The sequence below is a fragment of the Micromonospora sp. NPDC050795 genome (assembly GCF_044456785.1).
Lineage (GTDB): Bacteria > Actinomycetota > Actinomycetes > Mycobacteriales > Micromonosporaceae > Micromonospora.
In genome coordinates, this window is the sequence record NZ_JBITGE010000008.1 from 58,340 (window position 1) to 80,768 (window position 22,429).

Consider the following 22,429-nt stretch of genomic DNA (forward strand, 5'->3'; position numbering starts at 1 on the left):
GCCATGGCCAAGCTGATCTACGTGACCAACGTGTCCCTCGACGGTTACATCGAGGACGAACACGGCCGCTTCGACTGGACCCCACCCGACGACGACTACCTCGCGTTCATCACCGACCTGGTTCGGCCGGCGGGCACCTACCTCTACGGTCGGCGCCTGTACGAGTCGATGGCCGTCTGGGAGACCGAGCCCGCTCTCGCCGCACAATCCAAGCTCACTGCCGACTTCGCCGACGTCTGGCAGGCAGCGGACAAGGTCGTCTACTCCACCACGCTGGACGCGACGTCGACCGCCAGGACCCGGCTCGAAAGGGCCTTCGACCCCGCCTCGGTACGCGCCATGAAAGCCTCGGCCACCAGCGACCTCACCATCGGTGGCGCACACCTCGCGGCGCAGGCATTCCAGGCCGGGCTGATCGACGAGTGCCACCTGCTGATCCACCCCGTCCTCACCGGCGGAGGCAAGCCCGGTCTGCCCAGCCGCACCCGCCTCGACCTGGAGCTGCTGAGCAATCGCCGATTCAGCAACGGCGTGGCGTGCCTGCACTACCGCATCCGCACCTGAGACGGTCGTCGGCGTCACCGGCGGTCTTCGGGGCCGGTGACGCCGACCACCGCTGGTGACGCCGACCCTGCCGCCGAGCAGCCACGATCACAGCAATCGGCAGAAGGGGCGTCTCGGTCAGGGGTTGATCAGTCTCCAGTCTCCTTCGGAGACGACCTCGACGCTGCCGTCGACCACCTTGATGGCGGTGTTGTCGTCGATGGCGTAGGTCGGGACCGGGATTCCGGCCGCCCACTTCTGGATGTGGGACAGCTCGGTGTCCTCCATGTCCGGGTGGTTGAGGTGGGGGTAGAGCGTGAAATCCACCAGCCCCAGCGCCCGGTCGGCGTCCTGCGCCCTGTCGCTGCCGTCGGGGACGAACTGAGTGTCGAATTCGGCGTCGCAGTTGTACGGGGTGACTGCGATGCTTCCGGCGCTGACCCCCACATAGACCGTGTCACTCAGCGACGGTAGAAGGTCGGCCAGGCCCGACTGGCGCAGCCAGTAGGTCAGGTACAGCACATCGCCGCCCCAGACCAGCAGGGCATCAGCCTCCCGGACCCCCGGGACCCAGTTCTCTTCTCGAATGGTCGGCAGCGCGGTGAGCTCCAACAACCCCAGGGACTTCCAACCCAGCTGGCACAGCGGGATGTCGGGGTGGCCGTGAATCGCCTTCCACGCCTTCGCAGCTCCGCCGGGAAAGGGGTAGACGCCAGTGGGCACGAACAGGGCCGTGGACTCAGCGAGCGGCTTGCCCAACAGGTCGACCAGCGCGTCGGCGATGCTCGGGTTGCTGATGCCCCCCGACGTGAGAAGAAACTTCATGCAATCCGCTCTCCTGAAGCCACCGAATGACGGCGATCATGGTGCCCATGAGAACCAGCGTCCCGGCTCGCTGACCCGAGCGACATCGCTGGATCATCCGCTGGCGGCCGTCCAACCGTCAACTGCCTCGGCCTGCGCGACGACCTCCACGAGGGCCGGTCGGTTCACATCCTGGTTGTCGATGACGACGTCCGCGCGTTCGTTAGGCGCGCAGGCGGCGAAGTACAGCCGCTGCCCGCCGACGTAGCGGCCGAGGCTGGGATGTTCGGGATCCGGGTGCGAACCGTCGCGTCGGGCCATCCGTGCGACGGTGACCGCGAACGGCGCGTCAACGAAGACGGAGAAGTCCCAGCACTCCATAAGCTCGTCACGGTGCAGGCACAGCCCGTCGACAATGAGTACAGTGCCGGGCGCCGCGGTCCGCCACTCAAGGTCCAGGATCTCGTCTGTCCGAAGATCATGGGCGGCGGGACGGTAACGGCGAGAGCCCCCGGGACCGAACGGCTCCAGCACGTTGTGGGCGAGGGCTTCGTAGTCGTAACTGTCGAGCCAGAAGCCTTCCGGCGAATCCCGGCCACGGCGATGCCGCACATCCCGACGGTGATGGAAGTCGTCCGCCGACACGTGCACGACAGGGCGTCCCCGGTCGCTCAGCAACGCGGCCAACTCGCCGGCGAACGTGGACTTACCCACTCCATCGACCCCGTCGACGGCCACCCGTACGCACTGCGGCGCGGGGAACGTCGGCACCAGGTCAGCGACATGGTCGAGCAACTGCCGCCGTACGACGCTCACGCCGTTCCTCCATCCCTGACCGGAAGCGCGGCACGCCCTACGGACCGAGGACGTCATTCTGGCAGACGGCTAACTGATGCCCGCAGAGCTGATCTTGTTGTGGTGGATTGAGTAGGGGCGGAGGTGGTCCTCGATCATCTACAAGCGTGGCCCGCACGCTCGACCGAACCCGGAGCGGCTGCACAGGTAGGTGCCGACGACCGCCCACCGGTCGGAGCGCGACCACTCGCCGAGCAGACGAGCCGCCGTGCCAGCGTCAGTCGACGATGGTGCGTGACGTGGGTACGGTGACACGGTGCTCGCGGCCGTGAAGGGTCTGTCCCGCTACCACACCGAGGAGTCGCTGCGCGCCTACCTGCTGGAGCGCTCACACCGTACCGAGAGCGGCTGCCTGGTCGTCGAAGGCTACGGGCAGCGACGTGGGGTGCACCAGAAGGTCGCGGGCCGGGCGTGGGCGCACATCGCCGCGTACGTCGTCTTCCTCGGCGGGTACGACCCCGCCCTCGACGTCGACCAGACCTGCGGCGCCGCCGACTGTATCGAGCCGACTCATCTGCGACAGCTCAGTCGTGCCGAGGCCGGCCGCCGCCGGAACCAGGCGGCGCTGTGCCGCAACGGCCACGACCGTGAGCTCGACCCGGCGACCGGCCGGTACCGTCGGGTCTGCCGGACGTGCAACCGGGAGGCACAGCGCCGGTGGCGTGAACGCGAGGCAGTCGAGGTTGCCCAGGCCCGCGCCGCGTACGGCCGCTCGTAGTCAGCCCTCCAACGCTTTCCGATGCCGGTACCGCCACTCAAGCTGTCAGGGTGTGAGGAGGCAAGGGTTTCGATGCGCCATCTGCGGCATCCATGAGGGTGACCTCTCGGCAACTCTCGCCGGTCGCCCCCGGAAGACGGCAAGCCCTCCGCCCAGGCGTTCCGGTTGGTCGTGGATCACTGCCACGGCGCCAACACCGTTCGGGGCTCCTCTGCAACGGGTGCAACTCGGCACTTGGGCACTTCCGGGACAGCCTTGAGGCGCTGCGCCGCGCACTGGAATACCTCCAGTCGGGGCCGTCATCGGTGCCGCCCCGAGAGGTCACCTGAGTTCCCGGCCAACACCCGCGCATCGAACTACCCAGACGCCTACACCAACTTAAGTCCTTACGCACAAGAACTGTCATTATGGTGCACGTACGTTGCGTACCTTTTGTCCCAGGTAATTACTGGATTCTCATTAACAACAATCCATTAATTACCTGGGGTGGCTGCGATCCCTCGCTTTAGTCCGGCTCGGGAACGCGGTGGCGTCACGGCCCGCACGCGCTGAGGATGTCGACATGGATGACCGCAGTCCGAGCGCGGCCGACGAGCAGGAGGAAGCGCTGCCGGGCGGCAACATGGGGAGTGCGACACGGGTCGGTGCCACTGTTCGGCGCGGTCAGGGAGCATGGAGCCCGACGATTCAGCGCCTACTACGACATTTACGGGAGCGCGGCGTCACCTGGGTTCCGCAACCACTCGGGACCGATGAGCACGGACGCGACAGCGTCTCCTACCTGCAAGGCATCGTGCCGCAGTACCCGTTGCCGGACTGGATCTGGAGCGACGACATCATCGCCGATGCAGGTCTCCACCTCGCACAACTTCACGAGGCCAGTGCCAGCTTCGACACCGTCGGCGGAGTGTGGCAGTTTCCGGTGCGACAGCCAGCTGAGGTCATCTGTCACAACGACTTCGCGCCCTACAACATGGTCTTCACCGACCGGCGGCTCACCGGAATCATCGACTGGGACACGGCCTCGCCCGGTCCCCGGTCGTGGGATCTGGCCTACCTCGCCTACCGGCTGGTGCCGCTGGCCCACCCCGACAACGGCGACGCGATCGACAGCGACCTGGGCGAGCGGACACGTCGGCTGCGCATGCTCTGCGACGCCTACGGCTCGGGGCAAGTCCCCGCTCATGTCCTCCAGGTCGCAGTCCACCGACTGCACGACCTCGCCGCCTTCACCGAGGCGCGGGCTGGTCAGGGCCAGGAGAACGTCCGCAGTCACGTCGGGCTCTACCAACGCGACGCGATGTGGATCACCGCGCACATCCTTCGAAGGTGAGTGCCGACAGAGGGGCGCTGGCGGACAAGCTCAGCTTGCGCTGTATCGGCCGTTCAGTTGCCTGCGGCCGCCGATCGGTCATTTCCATGTGCGTGTGCCTCCTCCCGACGGCTACGAAGTACGGGTGACCAACGAGGTAACCGTTCCCCTGCTGCCCTGCGCGTCCATCGACGACATCGTCGCCTTCTACGAGGTGCTCGGTTTCCACACCACCTACCAGCAGCGCAAACCCAACCCGTGCGTGGGCTTGCAGCGTGAAGATCTACATCTGCAGTTCTTCGAGATCGCGGGGTTCGATCCGGCGCAGTCCTACGGTTCGTGTCTCGTGCTGACCTCGGACACGGGGCAGCTGTACCGGGCTTTCGCGGCGGGAATGCGCGCCGCGTACGGCAAGGTGTTGGTCTCCGGGACGCCCCGGATGACCCGGCCCCGCGCGCGGAAGAACGCCGACGGGCTCAGCGGCTTCAGCGTCATCGATCCAGGCGGCAACTGGATCCGCGTCTTTCAGAACGCCTCGGCCTCCCCCGCGTCGGCGCCGACAGGGCGGCTGGGCAAGGCGATGGCGAACGCCGTCGTGCAGGCCGACTCCCGAGGGGACGCCCGGCAGGCCGCTCGGATTCTTGACAGCGCGCTGGGCCATCCCGATACAGATGATGACCCGGTCGCGTTGCTGGAGGTGCTCGTATACCGGGCTGAGGTCGCGATGGTCCTGAACGATCCGGCCACGGCGATCGAGATGCTGGCTCGTGTTGACCGTGTCGCGTTGAGCGCGGACCAGGCCGCACGGGCTGCGGCTGCGTATGAGGCCGCTACCGACCTTGCGACAGCGCTGTCCTAGGTGTCGCGTCCAACCGACGCCCCGGCCGGTCAGGCGAACAGGGTTCTCGTCCACGTGCGTCCGGTCAGGCTCGGAGCCAGCGATCGAACCAGGCGCGGGTCCGGCGCAGAACGTCGAGTTGGTGGTGGCGTTCCCGGATCGAGTGGCCCTCCCTCGGGTAGATCACGAACTCGTGCTCGACGTCGAAGTGGCGCAGCGCCCGGTGCAGGTAGACGGCCTGTCCGAGGGGGACGTTGGTGTCCTCGGCGCCGTGCAGGATGAGCACCGGGGTGCGGATGCGGTTGGCGAAGGAGATCGGGCTGACCGCGTCATGCGGGTGGGGGCCGGTGCCGGACCAGCCGGTGCTGCCACCGAGCGCGGCTTCGAACTGGCCGTTCTCCCCGGTCGCGGCGAGCATGCCCCAGTCGACGACGCCGGCGCCGACCAGCGCGGCACGGAAGCGGTCGGTCTGGCCGACTGCCCAGGCGGACAGGAAGCCGCCGTGGCTCCAGCCGGCGATGCCCAGCCGGTCAGGGTCAGCGATGCCCTCGGCGATGAGCAGGTCGATGCCGGTCAGGATGTCTGTCCACTCCTGCTGGCCGACCCGGCCGGCGACGCTGGCGGCGAACTGGTGACCATGGCCCTGGCCGCCGCGCGGGTTGGGCAGCAACACCGCGTAGCCAGCGGCGGCCAGCCACTGCGCGCTAGGGAACCAGAACAACTGGCAACGATCGGCGTAGCGGTCGTACGGGCCTCCGTGCGCGATCGTGACCAGCGGGAACGGGCCCTCCGAGGCAGTTTTGCCGACCGGCAGCACGAGCAGGCCGTCCAGATCGAGGCCGTCGGCGGCGCGGTAGGCCAGCGGTTGTTGCGTGCCGAGTGCCACGCCGTCCAGTTCCGGTCGGGTGTTGGTGATTCTGCGCAGCGGCCCGGTGGGCGCTCCGATGTGCACATTCGCGGGCTGATAGCGGGTGCCGGTGAGCACCGCGATCTTGTCGCCGGCAAGGGTGGCGGTGAGTCGGTCGAGGCGTCCAGGGTGATGCGACAGGGTCGTGAGGCAGGTGGGGTCGAGCCTGGCCAGTGTCGTGTTCAGGCCGTCGGCGAACACGACCAGCGGGGCGGCGTCGGTCTGGCACAGTTCGGTGGGACACATCGTGAGGCCAGCGGTGCGGTCGCGCAGGACGCGGGTCTCCATGGCCAGGTCGAAGACGGCGGTGCCGGCCTGCAGAAGCGGTGGGGTGAGCGCGAGGTAACCGAGGTGCCAACCGTCCTCGCCCGGCCACCAGGCCAGAGACCGTGCGTCGACCTCGACCGGTCCGAGGTTCTCCGCGGTCCCGGTCGTGGGGTCGAACAGGTGCAGGTGGCCGTTTCGCGGGCCGTGGTCGATGTCGGCGCTGGCCCACGTCAGTACGGCCAGTGGACCGCCGTCGGGACGTTGCCGCAGGTCCACGACGTGTCGGTCACCGAACGCCTTCGGGGTGGTGAGCTGGCCGGTGCGCAGGTCGAGCAGGCGCAATCGGGCGCGTGGTTCGCGCTCGCCGACGACGATGGCGTCGTCGCGGTTGAGGGCGCGACGCGCGTCCTGCTCGGTGGGTTCGTCCTCGGTGAGCAGGGCGACCAGGTTGGGGTCGGTGAGCGGCAGGTGGTCGATGACGCCGCCGCGCCAGCTGGTCAAGGTGGTCACCGTGCCGTCGGCGAGGGTGAGCCTGTGCAGTTGCGACATGCCGCGTTCGGCGCGGTCGGAGAGGAAGAACAGCGTCTCCGAGTCGGCCGACCAGCGTGGCTGGGACTCGGTTGCCGTGTCGTCGGTCGCCCGGCGCGGCGCGACGGCGGAATCGGTGGGTACGAGCCGGAGTTCGGTGTCGAGGTGGTCACCGGTCCGGCTGCTGGGAGCGAGGACGTAGCAGAGCAGGCGCCCGTTCGGGGCGAGCGCCGGGGTCTGCGGGGCACGACCATCGACCACGAGTTCGGCGGTGAGACCCGTCATGCGACGAGTCTGCCAGCATCCACGAAACACCATGCGATCGATCGGCCGCCGTCGACCGGATGACGGCGGGTGTTGACCGAGCCGATGGTCACGATGGTGGGTGTGCCCCAGGCCCCGGCAGCAGATCGATGTCCGTAGCCCGCATGGGCTGTTCGCACTCCGAGCACCGTAGTTCGACGTGACTGATCTTGCCGCAGGCGTGGTGGCGGTAGAGCACCGGCGGGCCGGCGTCGCCCGCCGTCCACCGGTCACCCCAGCGCACCATGACGAGCAGCAGATCGCACAGCTCCCGGCCCTTGTCAGTGAGCAGGTACTCGTGTCGGACAGGCCGGGCCGAGTATTCACGCTGGGTCAGGACGCCCTGTTCGACCAGCCAGTTCAGCCGCTCGGCGAGCACCTTGCGGGAGATGCCGAGCCCCCGCTGAAGCTGCTCGAAGCGGTGTGTGCCGGCGTAGACGTCCCGCAGGATCAGCGGAGACCACGGCTCACCGATGACGTCGAGGGTTCGGGCGATCGAGCACGCCATGGCGCCGAACTGCGTTCGCTGCATGACGCCACGATACGCGAGTTAGTTCCTTCAAGGAACTAACTGTGTTAGCGTCATGTCAGTCCATCTCTTCAGGGAACTGACTGGTCTGTGCCCTCTCCGCACGTGCATGGAAGCCGAAAAGAGGCCCGCATGAACCATCCGCCGATCGTGCCGACCAGGGACTGGCAGGACGCAGTGAACACCTTGCGCGTCCGCGAAAAGGCACTCACCCGCCAGCTCGACGCAGTGGCCGCAGCGCGCCGCCGGCTGCCGATGACGCCGGTCGAGCAGGACTACGTGTTCGAGGGCCCGTCCGGGCCTGCCAGTCTGACCGATCTGTTCGAGGGCCGCCGCCAGCTCATCGTCTACACCTTCATGTGGCACGGCGTCGACGCTGTCTGCTCCGGCTGCTCGCTGTTCACCGACAACGTCGGACACCCGGCCCACCTCAACGCCCGCGACACCACTCTGGCGTTGACGTCCCATGGCCCGCTGGACGACCTGCTGGCGTTGCGGCGCCGGATGGGTTGGACCCTGCCCTGGTACTCGTCGCTGAACAACAGCTTCAACGCCGACATGGGAACCGGTGACGGGTTCGCGCTGAACGTCTTCCTCCGCACGGACGACCGGATCTTCCGCACCTACACCACCACCTCCCGCGGCGTGGAACGACTCGGGAGCAACTGGTCCTTTCTCGATCTGACGCCGTACGGCCGACAGGAGTCCTGGGAGGACTCGCCGGAAGGCTGGCCGCAGACCCAGCCGTACCAGTGGTGGCGGTTGCACGACGAGTACGACACGGCAGAGGATCCGTCATGACAGTTGACACTCGTTGGCGGTTCAACCGCACCTGAGCGAACGGGCTCGGGGCGACCCAGCAGAGAGTCGCCCCGAGCCTGTTCGCCGCTGGTTGGTCTGGCCCGCAGCCTCGACGGCGAGGCCGCCGGCCTGAGATCAGTGGGCGGGCTCGCCGAACCAGCGGGAGAGGTGCTCGTCCAGGTCCCGCTGGTCGTCACCGACCCAGGCGACGTGGCCGTCGGGGCGCAACAGAACAGCGGAAACGTCCAGCTCCGCACTCGAATCCGCGAGGTGATCGACCCGGTCTGACCAGCCGTCGACGGTCAGGCGTTCGGTCCGGTCCAGCAGCAGGCCCCGGCCGTGGTGCAGCAGACCGTAGAGGCTGCCCTGCTTCACGGCGATGTCGGGCAGGCGGCGACCGAGCAGATCGGGGCCCGCGCCGAAGTCGTAACGGATGCCGATGGCGGTGATCTTTTCGAGCAGATGGAGGTTCACCTCGTCGAAGTCCATCAACTCGATGAGCAGCCTCCGCACCGCCTGTGCGCCCGGTTCGGTGGACAGCAACTCCGTCTGGGCTCGGGTGTTGTCCAACACCGCCTCGGCGACAGGGCGACGTTCGGCCTGGTAGGTGTCCAGCAGTGCCTCCGGCGCCCAGCCGCGGACCCGCGCGGCCAGTTTCCAGCCGAGGTTGACTGCGTCCTGGACGCCCAGGTTGAGACCCTGCCCGCCGATGGGCGGATGGATGTGCGCCGCGTCGCCGGCCAGCAGCACCCGCCCGATCCGATACCTGTCGGCCAGCCGGGTGGCATCACCGAAGCGGGACAACCAACGCGGGGAGTGCACGCCGAAGTCGGTCCCGGCGACGGCGCGCAACTGGTGCTTGAAGTCGTCGAGGGTGGGCGGTTCGGCGCGGTCGCTGACCCCGGCGGCGGGCACCAGGACGCTGTAGATCCCGACGCCGGCTGGCCGGAGCCAGAATCGCTGATGGGTCTCGCGGACCTCGGCCACCGTGACGGCGAGCTCCTCCTGCGGGACGCCCACTTCCATCTCGCCCATCAGGCTCTCGGTCCGGGCAGGCTCGCCGGGAAAGCCGACGCCGAGCAGTTTGCGCACCGTGCTGCGCCCGCCGTCACAACCGACGAGATAGCGTGACCGCAGCTGTTCCCCGTCGGCCAGTTCGACGGTCACGCCCTCGTCGTCCTGGGCGAGGCCGGCGACCGCGCAACCGCGTCGGACCTGCGCGCCCAGTGCGATGGCGTGTTCTTCGAGCAGACGTTCGATGACCGGCTGCGGGATACCCAGGAGGTAGGCGTACCGGGGATCCAGGCCCTCGGGCGCGGGCTTGGGGATGGCGGCGAAGTAGGCGCTGGCCGGACGCCGCCGCCCGTGCGGGAGGATGCGGTCCAGCAGCCCGCGCATCGCCATCAGCTCCAGACTGCGGATGTGCAGGCCGACGATGCGGACGGCCGACGTCGGCTCGGTCTCCTTCTCCAGAACGAGGACCCGTACGTCGTGCAGTCGTAGTTCGGCGGCGAGCATCGCACCGGTCGGCCCGCAGCCGGCGATGATCACGTCGTGCGTGCGATCGGTCGACGGTGACTTGGCGGAGAGTTGCACAGGTATTGCCTTTCGGGAGGGCCGTGTTGGCAAGGCGCTCCCGGCGACACCTACGTCAGTCGCCCGACCGTGACGGCAAGGGGGAGCACCCACATCGCTGCAACGTTCATGGGTCTCACCTCCTCAGGCGGTGTCGCGGTCACCTGCAAGCTATCTCCCCCAGCGCGATCCCGTCGAGCTCTTTCCCCGCCACGTGATCACGGGGTCGGGTGGGTCAGCGATCGGTGGAGCCACTCGGCCATCAGCGCGCGTTCGGCGTCGGTGAGCCCCGGGAGGTCGGGCAGCACCGTCGCGAACGTCACCGCGACGGCCTTCGCGGTGGTGTCGGGTGTCGCTGGAGTTGTCGCCAGGATGCTGGAGAGCACGGTCTCGAGCATGGCCTCCCCCAGACCGACGTCTCGCTGGTCGGGGGGCATTCCCAGCAGCGTGAGGATGGTTCCGTTGCCCGCAGAGTGGATCATCAGTAGCGCACGCTCCTCGTCGACCCGGAGCAGGCCGGCTGCGGCGAGTCGCCGGACGCGGCGACGTAGCACGTCGAGGCCGGCGACTGTTGCCGGCGAGGGTGCGCGGCTCCCCCGGGTGGCGATCAACGCGTACAGCTCGGGGTATGTCAGGCCGAACTCCACGTGCAGGCGCCATCCGGCGCGTAGATCCGTCACGGGGTCGCCCGTCGAGGCGTCGGCGGCGACCGATTTGCCGCTGACGTAGGCCGCCATGACGTGCTCGGCGACGGCGTCGACGAGGCCGTCCTTGTCGCCGAACAGGCGATAGATGGTCGGCGCCTGGACGCCTGCGGCCTGGGCGACGGCGCGCGTCGTCACCGCGTTCGCGCCCTTCTCCCGCAGCAGTTGGGTCGCTGCCGCGACGATGCCCGCCCGGACGTCGTCGCGGGTGTCCTGCGTCGTCACCATGAACCGATGCTAACAGCGTCTTGTTATCCGCGAATTATCGGTGTTAACGTCGTCATCGTAACGCCGATAACAAGGGAGCGCTCATCATGATCGTCGTCACCGGTGCCACTGGAAACCTCGGGTCCCAGATCGTCGACCGGCTGCTCGACCGGCTGCCGCCCGACGCCGTGGGCGTGAGCGTGCGCGACGTCGACAGGGCCGCCGGCCTCGCCGAGCGGGGCGTACGGGTGCGCGCCGGGGACTTCACCGACCCGGCCACGCTGAAGCACGCCTTCGAAGATGCCGACACGGTCCTCATCGTGTCCGCCGCGATCCGCGGCACCGGCGCGTTCGTCGCGAACCGCGCCGCCATCGACGCCGCCCGCGCCGCGGGAGCCGACCGGATCCTCTACACCAGCCACCAGGCTGCCTCCCGGGACTCGCTCTTCGCCGCCCAGCCGATCCACGCCGCCGCCGAGGAGCACCTGGCCGAACTGGGGGTTGCCTTCACCGCCCTGCGCAACGGGTTCTACGCGAGCACGCTCAGCTTCTCCGTCGCCGCCGCGCTGGAGACCGGGCAACTCGTGGCGCCGGCGGACGGCCCGGTGTCCTGGACCGCGCACGCCGACCTGGCCGAGGCCGCCGCCGTCGCCCTGACCGAGGACGGCGTACTCGACGGGGTCACGGCACCGTTGACCGCCGCGGAAATGCTCGACCTCGAGGCGGTGGCCGCCATCCTCAGCGACATCACGGGCCGCACCGTCGAACGTGTCGTCGCCGATGACGACGAGTGGCGGGAGGCCGCCATCGCGCGAGGCATGCCCGCGGCCGCGGCCGACTTCACCCTCGGCATGTACCGCGCGGCGCGAGCGAAGGAGTTCGCCGTGACCGATCCGACGCTGGAGAGGATCATCGGCCACCGCCCGACACCCGTCCGCTCGGTGCTCGAGGCCATCGTCGCCCGGCGATGACGCTCCCTCGAGCCGGTCAGCGCAGCATCGCCCGGGTCATCCGGCGGGTGGCGACGTACATCGCGATCGAGCCGAACGCGACGAGGTAGACCACCGGGATCAGCAGCTCCCAGCCGACGTGGCCCAACGCGGGTTCTCGGACCAGCTCGATGCTGTGGTAGAGCGGTAGCGCCTGGATCACCGGCCGCACCGCCTCCGGGTAGACCGACAGGGGATAGAACGTCGTGGCGAACAGGTACATCGGCAGCATGAACAGCTGGATGTACTGGAAGTCGGAGAAATCGCGCAGGTACGTGGTGACGGCCAGCCCGCCGGCCGCGAACGCGTACGAGATCAGCAGCGACGCCGGCAGGGCCAGCAGCACCCAGGCCGACGTGACCAGCCCACCGACGGCCATCAGGGCGAGGAATCCGATCGACGTCAGCAGCCCGTTGATCATCGCGCTGGTCACCTCGCCGACGGCGATGTCGGTGACGGAGAGCGGTGTCGGCAGGATCGCCTCGTAGGTCTTCTCCACCCTCATCCGGATGAACACACCGAAGCTCATCTGGTTGAACGCCGTGTTCATCGCCGTGGTCGCCAGGATCGCCGGGGCCACGTAGGCGGCGTACGGGACATCGACGCCGGGGACCGTGCCGACGAGCATCCCGACGCCGACGCCGATCGACAGCAGGTACAGGATCGGTTCGACGAGCGCGTTGAGCAGCGGCGTCACCGACCGGCGGTAGATCATGAAGTTGCGTTCGATGAGCGCCAGGGCCCGGCGACTCGTCCAGCTGGGTACGGCGACGGTGGTCATGGTGCCTCCAGGAGGCTTCGGGCGTGGGCCGTCACGGATGCAGCCGCCGGCGGTAGGTGACCCGCGCGACCAGGTAGCCACCGATGGCGAGTGTCAGCAGGTAGCCGATGTGCACGGAGCTGCCGACGACCGTCGCCGTACCGAGGCTCAGGGTGCGACACAGCTCCACCCCGTGCCACAGCGGCAGCAGGTAGGACACCGGTCGGATCCACTCGGGTAGCTGCGAGACCGCGAAGAACGTGCCGGAGAACATGTAGAGCGGCATGATGACGAAGCGGAACACCGTGTCGATGTGGCGCAGCTTGCGTACGCCGACCGCCCACGCGGCGGCGGGTGCCGCGAACGCGACCCCGGTCAGCGTCGCGCCGAGCAGGGCGCCGAGGGCCCACCATCCTCCGATCAACCCGAACGCGGCCATCACCACGATGAAGGCGCCGCTGGCGATGAGCACCCGGAAGGTGATGAAGAGCAGGTGCCCGGCGGCGAGCTGCTCGGGCCTCAGCGGCGTCGGCGTGGCGCTGCGGTAGGCCCCGAAGCCGGCAGCCCGGGCAACACCCGGGGCCCCTTCCAGGAACGCGTTCTGCATCGCGGCGGCGGCCAGCATGCCCGGGGCGAAGAACGCCGCGTACGAGACGCCGACGATCTGGGCGGGCGCGTTGTCGTCGACCAGGGCGCCCAGCCCGGCGCCGATGCCGATGAGAAACAGCAACGGGTTCAACACGTTGATCACGATCGAGCCCCGCCAGGTACGCCGGTAGCGGGTCAACCAGTACCCGAACACACGAAACACCAGTGGTTTCTCCTGCTACTCGATGAGCGATCGGCCGGTGAGCTTGAGGAACACGTCCTCCAACGTCGCGCGGCGGACCAGTGCGGTGAGCGGCGTGAGCGACATGGCGTGCACCGTGGCGAGGGCCGCCTCGCCGTCGGCGGTGTAGACGAGCACCCGGTCGGGGAGCAGTTCGACGCGGCCGTCGGTGTCGTTGCCGCCGGTGGCCAGCGCGGACGTCCGCAGTTTCTCCGCCGCGGTGTCGCGTTCGTCGAGGCGGAAGCGGAGTTCGAGAACCTCGCGGGTGGCGTACCTGGTGATCAGTTCCCGGGGTGAGCCCTGCGCGACGATCCGGCCGTGGTCGACCACGATGATCCGGTCGCAGAGCTGCTCGGCCTCGTCCATGTAGTGCGTGGTGAGGATGAGCGTGACGCCCTGCTGTTTGAGCTGGAAGAGCCGGTCCCACAGGACGTGTCGGGCTTGCGGGTCGAGGCCGGTGGTCGGCTCGTCGAGCAGCAGGATGTCCGGTTCGTTGATCAGGGAGCGGGCGATGGTGAGCCGCCGCCGCATGCCGCCGGAGAGCGTCTCGACCTGGTCGCCGGCTTTCTCCTGCAGCTGGGCGAAGTCGAGTAGTCGGGTCGCGCGGTCGCGGATGACGGCCCGCGACAGGCCGAAGTATCGCCCGTAGATGTGCAGGTTCTCCCGCACGGTGAGTTCGTTGTCCAGGTAGTCGTCCTGCGTGACGACACCGAGCCTGGCCCGGATCTCCGGGCCCTGTCTCATCGGGTCCATGCCCAGCACGCGCAGGCTGCCCCCGCTGATCGGCGACGTGGCGGCGATCATCCGCATGGTGGTGGACTTGCCGGCGCCGTTGGGCCCGAGGAGTCCGAACGACTCACCCCGCTCGAGCGCGAAGTCGATGCCGTCGACGGCGCGGAACTCCGCCGTGGACCCACGTGCGGGATAGACCTTCGTCAGATCTCTCGCCTCGACCAGCGGATGTTCGCTCACCCCGGCAGCCTAGGGAGAGTCGACAGTGGAGTGCAAGATCTGAGCAGATCTTTGTAATTTATAGACGTAGCCCGGATTTGACCCTCGACCGGGTCGAGGCCCGACCATCGGCGACATGACCGACCAGACGACCGCCGACCCGACCATGACCCGCATCATCGAGGCCGTGCAGCTCGGCCAGAGCGGCGCACCTGCCCGAGCCCGTTAGGTGCTCACCCTGTTGTGGGAGGAGCTCGGCCCCACCGGTGACGCCCTGCACCGCTGCACCCTGGCGCACCACCTCGCCGATCTGCAGGACACCACCGAGGCGGAGCTTGCCTGGGACGAGAAGGCCCTGGACGCCGTTTCCGACCTGACCGACGAACGCGCCCAGCGGTATCTGTCCTCACTCCAGGTCCAGGCGTTCCTGCCGTCGCTGTATCTCAACCTGGCCGACTGCCACCGACGCCTGGGCAACGTCGGCCCGGCCCGGGAGCACCTCGCCCGAGCCCGCGAACACCTGATGCGGCTACCGGACGACCCGTACGGCGAGAGCATCCGCGCCGCGGTCCGGGACTTCGTCGCGGACGACCCGACCGACCGCCGCCGCTGACGGTCGGTCGGATCACCGGTCCTGGCGAGCGACGCCGGTGCGGTAGTCCTGCGGCGAACGTCCGTAGTGGGCACGGAAGAGGCGGCTGAAGTGGGCCTTGTCCGGAAACCCCCAACGGGCGGCGATGGCCTGGATCGACTGCCGCAGCAGCGGGTTGCCGAGATCACGTCGGCACTGCTCCAGGCGCTTGGCGCGGATGAGTTCGGCAACGGTTGTCGCCTCCGCCTCGAACAGCCGGTGCAGCGACCGCACCGAGATGTGGTGGGCGGCGGCGACGCTACGAGGACTGAGATCGTCACTGTCGAGGTGGCGATCGATGAAGTCGACGACGCTGGCCCGCAGCGCGGTCTGCCGCGCCTCCGGCGACAGGGTGTCCTCGATGTCGAGGTACTGAGCGAGCGCTGCGGTGAGCAGGTCCACCGCCACCCCGCCCAGGATCTCGGCCTGGGCCGGCTCGAACTGCTCCGGGTGCGCCGCGATGCTGCGCAGGTGGTGGGACAACAGCCCGCCGACGCCGAGGTGTGACGGCATCGGCGTGGCCAACAGGCGGCGGAGCCGGTCCGGTGCCAGGGGCAGCGCCGCGTACGGAATCTGCACGGTGATCGTGGTGGCGGGACCAGCGCCGTCGGCGCGGTGTCGGGCGACGTGCGGTCGCGCGGTGTCCAGGAGCGTGAAGTGGTTCCCGGCATCCAGCGTGGACTCGGTGCGGTCCTGGATCAACGTACTGCGACCCGTCAGTGGTATCGCGAGTTGATAGATCTCCCCCTCGGTTCTGCGGACCAGTTTCGTGGGCCGGATCGAGTCCAGCGACGGGTAGCGCAGCGAGGTCATCCGGATGCGGCCGAGATCGATGGCCTGAGCGTAGGCCACGAAGTTGTCCAGGTGGCCACTGCTGATGTGCGCCGGCGCCGTCTCCTGAGCCACCAGGGCGTACCAGAACGCGAATCGGTCCGCCGGAGGCAACACCGTCGTGTCCACCACAAGGTTGGGCAACACTCCGCTCGCTTCCCCATATGCGAAGATGGATTCTTGCACGCCTCGACTCCCCTTACCCACGACGGGTTTTTCACGCCCGGTGCTGCTCGGCGGGTTGGCGAGTGTCGGCGGTGACCGGCGCCGACCTGCGGGAGGCAGCCGACGAGATGACCAGGGTGCTGCGGCCCCACCGGGACCGCGACTGGTCGGTGCCGGCCGGCTCGCTGAGCTGGAGCTGCTGGACGACAGCGGCGCACATCGCGCACGATCTCCTCGCGTACGCGGGCCAGGTCACCGGCCGCCCGGAGGACAGCTATCTGCCGTACGACCTGCGGGTCTCCCCCGACGCGAGCCCGACGCAGGTGCTCACAGTGGTGCGGGCCTGCGCCGGTCTGCTCGCCGCCGCCGTCGACGCCGCCTCGGCGGACGTGCGGGCCTGGCACTGGGGTCCGTGCGATCCGGCCGGTTTCGCCGCCATGGGCGTGGCCGAGACTCTGCTGCACACCCACGACATCACCCTCGGTCTCGGCGTGCCGTGGCAGCCGTCGCAGCGGCTGAGCGCGCTGGTGCTGCGCCGACTCTTCCCGGACGCCCCGCCCGGGGCGGCGCCCCAGGTGCTGCTCTGGATGACCGGCCGCGGCGACCTGCCCGACCGGGCCCGGCGCACCTCCTGGAGCTGGCGGGCCGCTGTCGACTGACTCGCACCGGCGATGCGGGGGGTGGGTGGTCGCCCGGAAGGCGACCACCCGGTTGGAGCGTCAGGGTCAGGTCCAGCTGATGCCACGGTTGCGAACGCTGCGCATGCCCTTCTCCTCTCCCCTTGATGACGGCCCCCGTGCCCGCCAGGTGACCTCAGGGTCGGCCACTGCCTGCTTCGGCGGTAGGGATGTCGGCGTTCGAAGTCGTTCGGACTTGTTCGACCAGGCCTTCGGACGGCGCAGCTCTAGAGTCGGGTCGCCGTGGCCACAGCGGCACGACAGCGAGAACCGCCACCAGACCCGACAATCCGCTGAACCCGATCACCGTGGTGGCCGGCCACCGGTCGGCGCCCAGACCCGCGAGGACCATCGCCGTCCCCTGCAGCCCACTGAGGCCGGTGATGGCCATCCCGAACGCGCGTCCCCGGTACTGCGTCGGCACCGCCCGGCCGAACAACGCGTTCAGTGGGATGGCGAAGGCGCTCGCGGCTCCGGCCAGTACCAACAGCAGGAGCATCGTCCACAGCGGAGGGACCAACCAGGCCACCGTCAGCACGCCGGCCGACATCGCGGCCAACGGCAGGATGAGCCGTGGCCGGGCCGCCGGTGGACAGAACCGGGTGAGCGCGACCCCACCGAGGGACATGCCCAACGGCGCCGCCGCCAGCAACAGCCCGACGGTGCCGGCGCCGCCGCCGTACTGTCGGGCCAGCGGCGCCATCAACCCCTCGGCCGCGTAGGTGAAGGCGCTGGCCGTCCACAGGACCAGAACGTAGGCCCGGAGCCGCGAATCGGCAAAGATCACCCGCAGACCGACCGCCCGGCCCTGACGGGTCGCGCCCGACCGCGTTCGAGGAGCCGGGCGGGAACGCACGCCGATCCCGATCAGCAGAGCCGAAACCAGGAACGTGCCGGCGTCGACCAGCAGGACACCGCGCAGCGACAGCAACGCCACCAGACTCCCGCCGACGGCGAACCCGACCACCTGCACGACCTGGGCGCAGATGTTGTCCACGCCGTTGGCCACCGCGTAGCGGTCGTCGTCGAGCACTTCCGGCATCAACGCCGCCCGCGCCGCCACGAACGGTGGCCGCATCAGGTTGACCACGAACAGGAGCACCACCAGGGCCGGCGCGGGGAGGGCCGGCAGCGCCGCCAGCGGGATGAGCGCCGCGCGGGCCAGGTCGCAGGCGATCATCACGCTTCGCCGGGGGAACCGGTCGGCGAGACCGGACAGCAGCGGTCCGCCGGTGAGCCAGGCCAGGTAGGAACTGGCGTAGGCGGCCGCCGCCAGTGCGGCCGAGCCGGTCTCGCTGAACACGAGATAGGCCACGGTCACGGCCGTGAGCTGGTCACCGGCCAGGGACAGCAGGTACGCACCGAACAGGTGGCGGTACTCGCGTACCGCGAACACCTCGGCGTACGTCGCGGCGCGCTCGGTCACGTCGCCCCGTCCCTCCCGCGCCGGCGGTCGTCTGGGCGCTCGGCGCAGACCGTATCCGCGTTCGCGCCGTCGCGGCCGGGAACGAGTTTCGGACCTGTTCGGGTTCGTTCGCGACAGGGGCGGACGGTCGGTGCGGGAGGTGTCGTCAGTGCAGTGCCGTCCGGCTAACCGGCGTGCAGCGAGTGCCGGTGGCCGTCGAGCGGGAAGGGCGGCCGGGCCGGCAACACCTCCTGGAACACGAAGCCGCACTTCTGCGCCACCCGGCAGGACGCCACGTTGTCCACCTGGTGCAGCAGGTCGAGACGCGCCACGTTGGGGAACCGGCCGAACGCCCAGCGGCTCAGCGCGGTGACCGCGCGCGGGGCGACGCCACGGCCGCGTGCCCACGACGCCGTCCAGTAGCCGACCTCCGGGGCCGGGCGCTGCGCCGTGACACCCTTGAGCACGACGTTGCCCACCAGCCGGGCGCCGTCGGCCTGCTCTTCGAGGACGGCGAAGGTGTACCGCCGCCCGTCGGCCCAGTCGCGCAGCGCGCCTTCCAGCCACCGTCGGGCCTCGGCGGCGTTGGTCACCGGAGCTCTGGTCCAACGGCGCAGGACCGGATCCCGGTACGCCCGCACCAGCTCATCCAGGTCGTCGGCGCACCACTGACGCAGGGCGACACCCGGCGTCGAGGGCGTGCCGGGTGACCGCGATTCGATCAGCATCGGCACAGTCTGCCGTGGCGGTGGCCCGGCGGTCAGCCCCGACGGCGCCACCGCCACCACCAGCTACGCCGGGGTCGGCGCGCGGGCGGCGGTACGTCCGCCGCTTCGGCGACGGTTGCGGTGGCCCTGGGGCGGGCACGTTCGGCGCGCCAGCGGCGGATCACGTCCTCGGTGTTCACCGGGCGCACCGCGACCCGGGGGCCGTCGTCGGGGAAGCGCAGCCACGCCACGATCTGCGCGTTCAGTTGTCCCACGAAGTCGCGGACGGACTGTTCGGTGGGCAGATCACGGACTTCGTCGGGGACCTGCTCGATGCGTCGGCGCAGTTGCAGCGACGTGGGCAGGAGCAGGTCGCTGGGGAGCGCCTCGCGCTCCAGGAAGCTCTTGATCCACCACGCCTCGTCATACGGTGCCCCCCGACCGGGGATCGGCTTGCCCATGCCGGGCAGGCGGTCGAACTCGCCGCGCTGAACGGCATCCTGGATCTTCGCCTCCACTGACGCTTTCCACGCCTCGGTCACCGTGCGGCACCTCCCTGGCCACCGTAACGCGCCGCCTGCGGCCGGCGACACGCTCTTGCCAGGGGTCAGCACGCCCGCGACGGTGAGCATTCCCGCCGACGGTCCGGCCGTCGCGCCGAACGCGAGCGGATCACTGCGGATCGCAGGCCACGGCCTGCCAGGTGGCCCTGGGTGGGGACGTTCGCCCCGATTACGGTCGGTGAGGGATCCATCGGACGGGGGAAGCGTCATGGTGAGTACAGGTGCACTGCTGGGCATCACGCTGGTGGCGTTGGGGCTGGTGCTCACGCCCGGCCCGAACATGGTCTATCTGGTCTCCCGCTCGGTGGCGCAGGGCCGCCGTGCCGGGCTCATCTCGCTGCTCGGGGTCGCCGCCGGCTTCGGCGTCTACCTGGCGGCGGCGGTCGCCGGCCTGGCCACCGTCTTCGTCCTGGTGCCGACGCTGTACGCGGTGGTGAAGCTGGCCGGCGCCGGCTACCTGCTCTGGCTGGCCTGGCGGACGCTGCGTCCGGGTGGGCAGTCACCGTTCCGGCCCGCGCCGCTGCCACCGGACCCGCCCCGGCGGCTGTTCACCATGGGCCTGGTCACCAACCTGCTGAACCCGAAGATCGCGATCCTCTACGTGTCGCTGCTTCCGCAGTTCATCGACCCGACGCGGGGGCACATGGCCACGCAGAGCCTGCTGCTCGGTCTGACCCAGATCATCGTGGCGCTGAGCGTGAACGCGCTGATCGTGCTCAGCGCCGGGGCCCTCGCGGGGTTCTTCGCCCGCCGGCCGGTGTGGTTGCGGGTGCAGAGGTGGGTCACCGGCACCGCGCTCGCGGCGCTGGCCGTGCGCATCGCCGCCGACCGCTCGCGCCCTGCCGTCGCCACGCCCTGACCCGGTCGGTCAGCGCCCCCGGTGGCGGCCGAGCATCCCCGCGGCCAGCGGGGCGGCGTCCAGGTCACCGGCGGCGAGCCGGGCGGCGAGGGTACGGCGTACCAGCCGGTCGGCCAGCGCGGGCGCGTGCCGGCCGACGGCCATCTCCAGCCGACCGCGTGCGGTGGTCGCCACGTCCCGGGGCGCCCGCCGGGCGGTGGCGGTCCGCAGGATCGCCGCGACCACCCCTTCGACGGGCTCGGGGCGCGACACCCCTCGCAGGGACAGCCCGGCCTCGGCGGTGCTGTCGTGGATCGGTGAGGCGACCATGCTCGGGTAGACGACGCTGACCCCGACGTGGGTGCCCACCTCGTGGCGCAGCGCGTCGGCGTAGGCGACCAGGGCCCGTTTGCTCACCCCGTACGCGGCGGCGAGCGGCAGCGGCAGCACCGCCATCCGGCTGGCCACGAAGATCACCCGTCCGCGTGCGGTGAGCAGTGGGGGCAGCGCGGCGGCGGTGGTACGCCAGGCGGCGAGCAGGTTGACCTCCAACTGCCGGCGGACCACCTCGTCGGGCGGCAGTTCGGCCGGCGCGGGACCACCGACACCGGCGTTGTTGATCAGCAGGTCGAGCCCGCCGAGCCGGTCGACGGCGGCCCGCACCCCCGCCGGTACGGCGTCCGGGTCGGTCAGGTCGCAGGCCAGCACCGGCACGTCGCCGTCGGTACGGGCGTGCAGGTCGAGCCCGACCACCCGGGCGCCGGCAGCGCTCAGCGCGGCGCCGAGGTGCCGGCCGAAGGTCCCGCTCGCCCCGGTGACCAGCACCCGCCGGCCGGTCAGCGATCTCGTCACCGCCCTGCTCCGCTCGGGGTGGGGCGGGCGCGGCGGGTCCCGACGCTCAACTCCCGGGCCAGTTCGGCCAGGTAGACGTCGAAGTCCACCCGCATCGCCGGGCGGCGCTGACCCCAGCGGGCGGTCGCGGCCCGCAGTTCGGCCCGGCACGCGGCGCGTTGTCGGGCCGGGTCCGGCAGCGCGTACCGGCCGGCGAGGTGCGCCGCGATCAGCTTGGCCTGCGCCTCGACCAGGGGGAACGCGGAGCCGGTGGACTGCATCAACCCGACGAAGCTCAGCCCGGGGGCGTCGGGGTGGAACACGTGCCGGTACAACGGCAGGGTGTCGGCGCCTCCGGCGAGCAACCCCGGGTCGAGGAACGGGACGTCCACCCGGTAGCCGGTGCACCAGATGATCAAGTCGACGGTGTCGCTGCGGCCGTCGGTGAACTCCACCCGGTCGCCGTCGAGGGCGGCGACGCCGGGTCGGGCCTCGACGTCACCGTGGGTCAGCCGCGACAGCAACCCGTCGGACAGCGTCGGGTGGTCCTGCAGGAAGCCGTGCGTCGGCGCGGGCAGCCCGTAGCGGGTGGGGTTGCCGACGGTGGCGCTGAGCATCGTCTGGGTGATGCGTTGGCGCAGACGCCACGGCAGTCGGCGGGCCAACGCCCCGTTGAGGGTGTCCGAGGGGCGTCCCAGCAGGTACTTCGGTACCACCCAGACGCCTCGGCGCAACGACAGCAGGGTGCGGGTGGCGGCGTACGACGCGTCGACGGCGATGTCCATCGCGGAGTTGCCGCCGCCGACGACCAGGACCCGCCGGCCGGCCAACTGCTCCGGACCCCGGTAGTCGTGGCTGTGGATCTGCTCGGCGGTGCAGGTGCCGGGGTAGCCGGGGTCGGGGAGGCGGGGCACCCGGTTGTGCCCGTTGGCGACGACCACGGCGTCGACGGTGACCTCGACCGGGCCGGTCGGGCCGCTGGCGGCCACCGTCCAGGTGCCGTCGGGGTGCTGGGTGACCCGCTGCACGGTGTGCCGCAGCCGGATGCTGTCGGTCAGGCCGAAGCGCGCGGCGTAGTCGGCGAGGTAACCGGCGACACGACGGTGGTCGGGGTAGTCGGGCCAGTCGGTCGGCATCGGGTGGTCGGCGAACTGGGTGCGACCACGGCTGGTGTTGAGGTGCAGCGTGCGGTACGCGGGCGAGTCGGGCGCCCCGTACACCCAGAGGCCACCGACCTGCTCGGTGGCCTCGAAGCCCACCGTTGCCACGTCGACGTCGCGTAGTGCCTTGACCGCGGCGAGCCCGGCGGCGCCGGCCCCGATCACCGCCACCCGAGGTGGTACGCCCATTGCCGCCCCCAT

General features: G+C 69.9%; 24 protein-coding genes and 1 pseudogene. 10 read left to right on the forward strand and 15 right to left on the reverse strand.

Features of this window, described 5'->3' with window-relative positions; genetic code table 11:
* Window positions 1–3: 3 nt before the first annotated feature.
* Entirely contained in the window at window positions 4–564 is a 561-nt protein-coding gene (locus tag ACIBEF_RS09385; protein WP_396792575.1) for a dihydrofolate reductase family protein, read from the forward strand.
* A 117-nt stretch (window positions 565–681) separates the two neighbouring features.
* On the opposite strand, the gene ACIBEF_RS09390 is transcribed toward ACIBEF_RS09385, so the two are convergent.
* Together ACIBEF_RS09390 and ACIBEF_RS09395 are read right to left on the reverse strand one after the other, a co-directional pair.
* Window positions 682–1,368, reverse strand: a complete 687-nt coding sequence (locus ACIBEF_RS09390; protein ID WP_396792577.1) for a Type 1 glutamine amidotransferase-like domain-containing protein — start codon at window positions 1,366–1,368, stop codon at window positions 682–684.
* A gap of 93 nt (window positions 1,369–1,461) precedes the next feature.
* Window positions 1,462–2,163, reverse strand: coding sequence for a uridine kinase (locus tag ACIBEF_RS09395; protein ID WP_396792579.1), 702 nt, complete (start codon window positions 2,161–2,163; stop codon window positions 1,462–1,464).
* A 295-nt stretch (window positions 2,164–2,458) separates the two neighbouring features.
* Between ACIBEF_RS09395 and ACIBEF_RS09400 the strand changes: the two genes are divergently transcribed.
* From ACIBEF_RS09400 to ACIBEF_RS09415, 4 genes are all read left to right on the forward strand, one after another.
* The gene (locus ACIBEF_RS09400) at window positions 2,459–2,920 is read left to right on the forward strand and encodes an HNH endonuclease (protein ID WP_396792581.1); all 462 of its coding nucleotides are present in this window, start codon (window positions 2,459–2,461) and stop codon (window positions 2,918–2,920) included.
* A gap of 92 nt (window positions 2,921–3,012) precedes the next feature.
* Window positions 3,013–3,249 (forward strand): endonuclease domain-containing protein, encoded by a 237-nt coding sequence (locus tag ACIBEF_RS09405; RefSeq protein ID WP_396792584.1) that lies wholly within the window; start codon window positions 3,013–3,015, stop codon window positions 3,247–3,249.
* A 233-nt stretch (window positions 3,250–3,482) separates the two neighbouring features.
* Window positions 3,483–4,253, forward strand: a complete 771-nt coding sequence (locus tag ACIBEF_RS09410) for a phosphotransferase (RefSeq protein WP_396792586.1) — start codon at window positions 3,483–3,485, stop codon at window positions 4,251–4,253.
* Window positions 4,254–4,377: 124 nt separating this feature from the next.
* The gene (locus ACIBEF_RS09415) at window positions 4,378–5,091 is read left to right on the forward strand and encodes a VOC family protein (protein WP_396792588.1); all 714 of its coding nucleotides are present in this window, start codon (window positions 4,378–4,380) and stop codon (window positions 5,089–5,091) included.
* Between the two features lie 64 nt (window positions 5,092–5,155).
* Here ACIBEF_RS09415 and ACIBEF_RS09420 read toward each other — a convergent pair whose 3' ends face one another.
* Complete coding sequence (locus tag ACIBEF_RS09420) at window positions 5,156–7,057, reverse strand: S9 family peptidase (protein ID WP_396792590.1); 1,902 nt, start codon at window positions 7,055–7,057, stop codon at window positions 5,156–5,158.
* Window positions 7,058–7,145: 88 nt separating this feature from the next.
* Complete coding sequence (locus ACIBEF_RS09425; protein ID WP_396792592.1) at window positions 7,146–7,607, reverse strand: winged helix-turn-helix transcriptional regulator; 462 nt, start codon at window positions 7,605–7,607, stop codon at window positions 7,146–7,148.
* Window positions 7,608–7,736: 129 nt separating this feature from the next.
* Here ACIBEF_RS09425 and ACIBEF_RS09430 point away from each other — a divergent pair, with 129 nt between their 5' ends.
* Entirely contained in the window at window positions 7,737–8,405 is a 669-nt protein-coding gene (locus ACIBEF_RS09430; RefSeq protein ID WP_396792593.1) for a DUF899 domain-containing protein, read from the forward strand.
* A 135-nt stretch (window positions 8,406–8,540) separates the two neighbouring features.
* On the opposite strand, the gene ACIBEF_RS09435 is transcribed toward ACIBEF_RS09430, so the two are convergent.
* Both ACIBEF_RS09435 and ACIBEF_RS09440 read right to left on the reverse strand, forming a co-directional pair.
* The gene (locus tag ACIBEF_RS09435; protein WP_396792793.1) at window positions 8,541–9,923 is read right to left on the reverse strand and encodes an FAD-dependent monooxygenase; all 1,383 of its coding nucleotides are present in this window, start codon (window positions 9,921–9,923) and stop codon (window positions 8,541–8,543) included.
* 275 nt (window positions 9,924–10,198) lie between these two features.
* Window positions 10,199–10,912 carry a TetR/AcrR family transcriptional regulator gene (locus ACIBEF_RS09440; RefSeq protein WP_396792595.1) on the reverse strand — a complete coding sequence of 238 codons (714 nt, stop codon included), beginning with the start codon at window positions 10,910–10,912 and terminating at the stop codon, window positions 10,199–10,201.
* 86 nt (window positions 10,913–10,998) lie between these two features.
* On the opposite strand from ACIBEF_RS09440, the gene ACIBEF_RS09445 reads away from it, so the two are divergent.
* A complete protein-coding gene (locus ACIBEF_RS09445) occupies window positions 10,999–11,862 on the forward strand; it encodes an NAD(P)H-binding protein (RefSeq protein WP_396792597.1) in 864 nt (287 codons plus the stop codon).
* Window positions 11,863–11,878: 16 nt separating this feature from the next.
* On the opposite strand, the gene ACIBEF_RS09450 is transcribed toward ACIBEF_RS09445, so the two are convergent.
* From ACIBEF_RS09450 to ACIBEF_RS09460, 3 genes are read right to left on the reverse strand one after another with little or no spacing between them, the layout of a single operon-like run.
* The gene (locus ACIBEF_RS09450; RefSeq protein ID WP_396792599.1) at window positions 11,879–12,661 is read right to left on the reverse strand and encodes an ABC transporter permease; all 783 of its coding nucleotides are present in this window, start codon (window positions 12,659–12,661) and stop codon (window positions 11,879–11,881) included.
* A gap of 31 nt (window positions 12,662–12,692) precedes the next feature.
* A complete protein-coding gene (locus ACIBEF_RS09455; protein ID WP_396792601.1) occupies window positions 12,693–13,451 on the reverse strand; it encodes an ABC transporter permease in 759 nt (252 codons plus the stop codon).
* Between the two features lie 15 nt (window positions 13,452–13,466).
* Window positions 13,467–14,441, reverse strand: a complete 975-nt coding sequence (locus tag ACIBEF_RS09460) for an ABC transporter ATP-binding protein (protein ID WP_396792603.1) — start codon at window positions 14,439–14,441, stop codon at window positions 13,467–13,469.
* 115 nt (window positions 14,442–14,556) lie between these two features.
* Here ACIBEF_RS09460 and ACIBEF_RS09465 point away from each other — a divergent pair.
* A pseudogene (locus ACIBEF_RS09465) lies at window positions 14,557–15,033 on the forward strand (hypothetical protein).
* 12 nt (window positions 15,034–15,045) lie between these two features.
* On the opposite strand, the gene ACIBEF_RS09470 reads toward ACIBEF_RS09465, so the two are convergent.
* Window positions 15,046–16,068, reverse strand: coding sequence for a helix-turn-helix domain-containing protein (locus ACIBEF_RS09470; protein WP_396792604.1), 1,023 nt, complete (start codon window positions 16,066–16,068; stop codon window positions 15,046–15,048).
* Window positions 16,069–16,139: 71 nt separating this feature from the next.
* On the opposite strand from ACIBEF_RS09470, the gene ACIBEF_RS09475 reads away from it, so the two are divergent.
* The gene (locus tag ACIBEF_RS09475; RefSeq protein WP_396792794.1) at window positions 16,140–16,706 is read left to right on the forward strand and encodes a maleylpyruvate isomerase N-terminal domain-containing protein; all 567 of its coding nucleotides are present in this window, start codon (window positions 16,140–16,142) and stop codon (window positions 16,704–16,706) included.
* A 154-nt stretch (window positions 16,707–16,860) separates the two neighbouring features.
* Here ACIBEF_RS09475 and ACIBEF_RS09480 read toward each other — a convergent pair whose 3' ends face one another.
* The 3 genes from ACIBEF_RS09480 to ACIBEF_RS09490 all read right to left on the reverse strand — a co-directional run bounded on the left by ACIBEF_RS09480 (window position 16,861) and on the right by ACIBEF_RS09490 (window position 19,378).
* Window positions 16,861–18,150 carry an MFS transporter gene (locus ACIBEF_RS09480; protein WP_396792606.1) on the reverse strand — a complete coding sequence of 430 codons (1,290 nt, stop codon included), beginning with the start codon at window positions 18,148–18,150 and terminating at the stop codon, window positions 16,861–16,863.
* A gap of 164 nt (window positions 18,151–18,314) precedes the next feature.
* Window positions 18,315–18,857, reverse strand: a complete 543-nt coding sequence (locus ACIBEF_RS09485; RefSeq protein ID WP_396792608.1) for a GNAT family N-acetyltransferase — start codon at window positions 18,855–18,857, stop codon at window positions 18,315–18,317.
* 32 nt (window positions 18,858–18,889) lie between these two features.
* Window positions 18,890–19,378 (reverse strand): DUF1992 domain-containing protein, encoded by a 489-nt coding sequence (locus ACIBEF_RS09490; RefSeq protein ID WP_396792610.1) that lies wholly within the window; start codon window positions 19,376–19,378, stop codon window positions 18,890–18,892.
* A 229-nt stretch (window positions 19,379–19,607) separates the two neighbouring features.
* On the opposite strand from ACIBEF_RS09490, the gene ACIBEF_RS09495 reads away from it, so the two are divergent.
* On the forward strand, window positions 19,608–20,258 hold the full coding sequence (locus tag ACIBEF_RS09495) for a LysE family translocator (RefSeq protein WP_396792611.1): 651 nt from the start codon (window positions 19,608–19,610) through the stop codon (window positions 20,256–20,258).
* A 9-nt stretch (window positions 20,259–20,267) separates the two neighbouring features.
* Here the strand turns inward: ACIBEF_RS09495 and ACIBEF_RS09500 are convergent, their stop codons facing one another.
* Both ACIBEF_RS09500 and ACIBEF_RS09505 read right to left on the reverse strand, forming a co-directional pair.
* The gene (locus tag ACIBEF_RS09500; protein ID WP_396792613.1) at window positions 20,268–21,089 is read right to left on the reverse strand and encodes an SDR family NAD(P)-dependent oxidoreductase; all 822 of its coding nucleotides are present in this window, start codon (window positions 21,087–21,089) and stop codon (window positions 20,268–20,270) included.
* Window positions 21,086–22,417 carry a flavin-containing monooxygenase gene (locus ACIBEF_RS09505; protein WP_396792615.1) on the reverse strand — a complete coding sequence of 444 codons (1,332 nt, stop codon included), beginning with the start codon at window positions 22,415–22,417 and terminating at the stop codon, window positions 21,086–21,088. The genes ACIBEF_RS09500 and ACIBEF_RS09505 overlap by 4 nt, the downstream gene beginning before the upstream one ends.
* Between the last annotated feature and the right edge of the window lie 12 nt (window positions 22,418–22,429).

Coding starts and splice junctions, on each gene's coding strand:
- ACIBEF_RS09385 (WP_396792575.1), top strand. CDS start 4: ATGGCCAAGCTGATCTACGTGACCAACGTGTCCCTCGACGGTTACATC.
- ACIBEF_RS09390 (WP_396792577.1), bottom strand. CDS start 1,368: ATGAAGTTTCTTCTCACGTCGGGGGGCATCAGCAACCCGAGCATCGCC.
- ACIBEF_RS09405 (WP_396792584.1), top strand. CDS start 3,013: ATGAGGGTGACCTCTCGGCAACTCTCGCCGGTCGCCCCCGGAAGACGG.
- ACIBEF_RS09410 (WP_396792586.1), top strand. CDS start 3,483: ATGGATGACCGCAGTCCGAGCGCGGCCGACGAGCAGGAGGAAGCGCTG.
- ACIBEF_RS09420 (WP_396792590.1), bottom strand. CDS start 7,057: ATGACGGGTCTCACCGCCGAACTCGTGGTCGATGGTCGTGCCCCGCAG.
- ACIBEF_RS09425 (WP_396792592.1), bottom strand. CDS start 7,607: ATGCAGCGAACGCAGTTCGGCGCCATGGCGTGCTCGATCGCCCGAACC.
- ACIBEF_RS09430 (WP_396792593.1), top strand. CDS start 7,737: ATGAACCATCCGCCGATCGTGCCGACCAGGGACTGGCAGGACGCAGTG.
- ACIBEF_RS09435 (WP_396792793.1), bottom strand. CDS start 9,923: ATGCTCGCCGCCGAACTACGACTGCACGACGTACGGGTCCTCGTTCTG.
- ACIBEF_RS09440 (WP_396792595.1), bottom strand. CDS start 10,912: ATGGTGACGACGCAGGACACCCGCGACGACGTCCGGGCGGGCATCGTC.
- ACIBEF_RS09445 (WP_396792597.1), top strand. CDS start 10,999: ATGATCGTCGTCACCGGTGCCACTGGAAACCTCGGGTCCCAGATCGTC.
- ACIBEF_RS09450 (WP_396792599.1), bottom strand. CDS start 12,661: ATGACCACCGTCGCCGTACCCAGCTGGACGAGTCGCCGGGCCCTGGCG.
- ACIBEF_RS09485 (WP_396792608.1), bottom strand. CDS start 18,857: ATGCTGATCGAATCGCGGTCACCCGGCACGCCCTCGACGCCGGGTGTC.
- ACIBEF_RS09495 (WP_396792611.1), top strand. CDS start 19,608: ATGGTGAGTACAGGTGCACTGCTGGGCATCACGCTGGTGGCGTTGGGG.
- ACIBEF_RS09505 (WP_396792615.1), bottom strand. CDS start 22,417: ATGGGCGTACCACCTCGGGTGGCGGTGATCGGGGCCGGCGCCGCCGGG.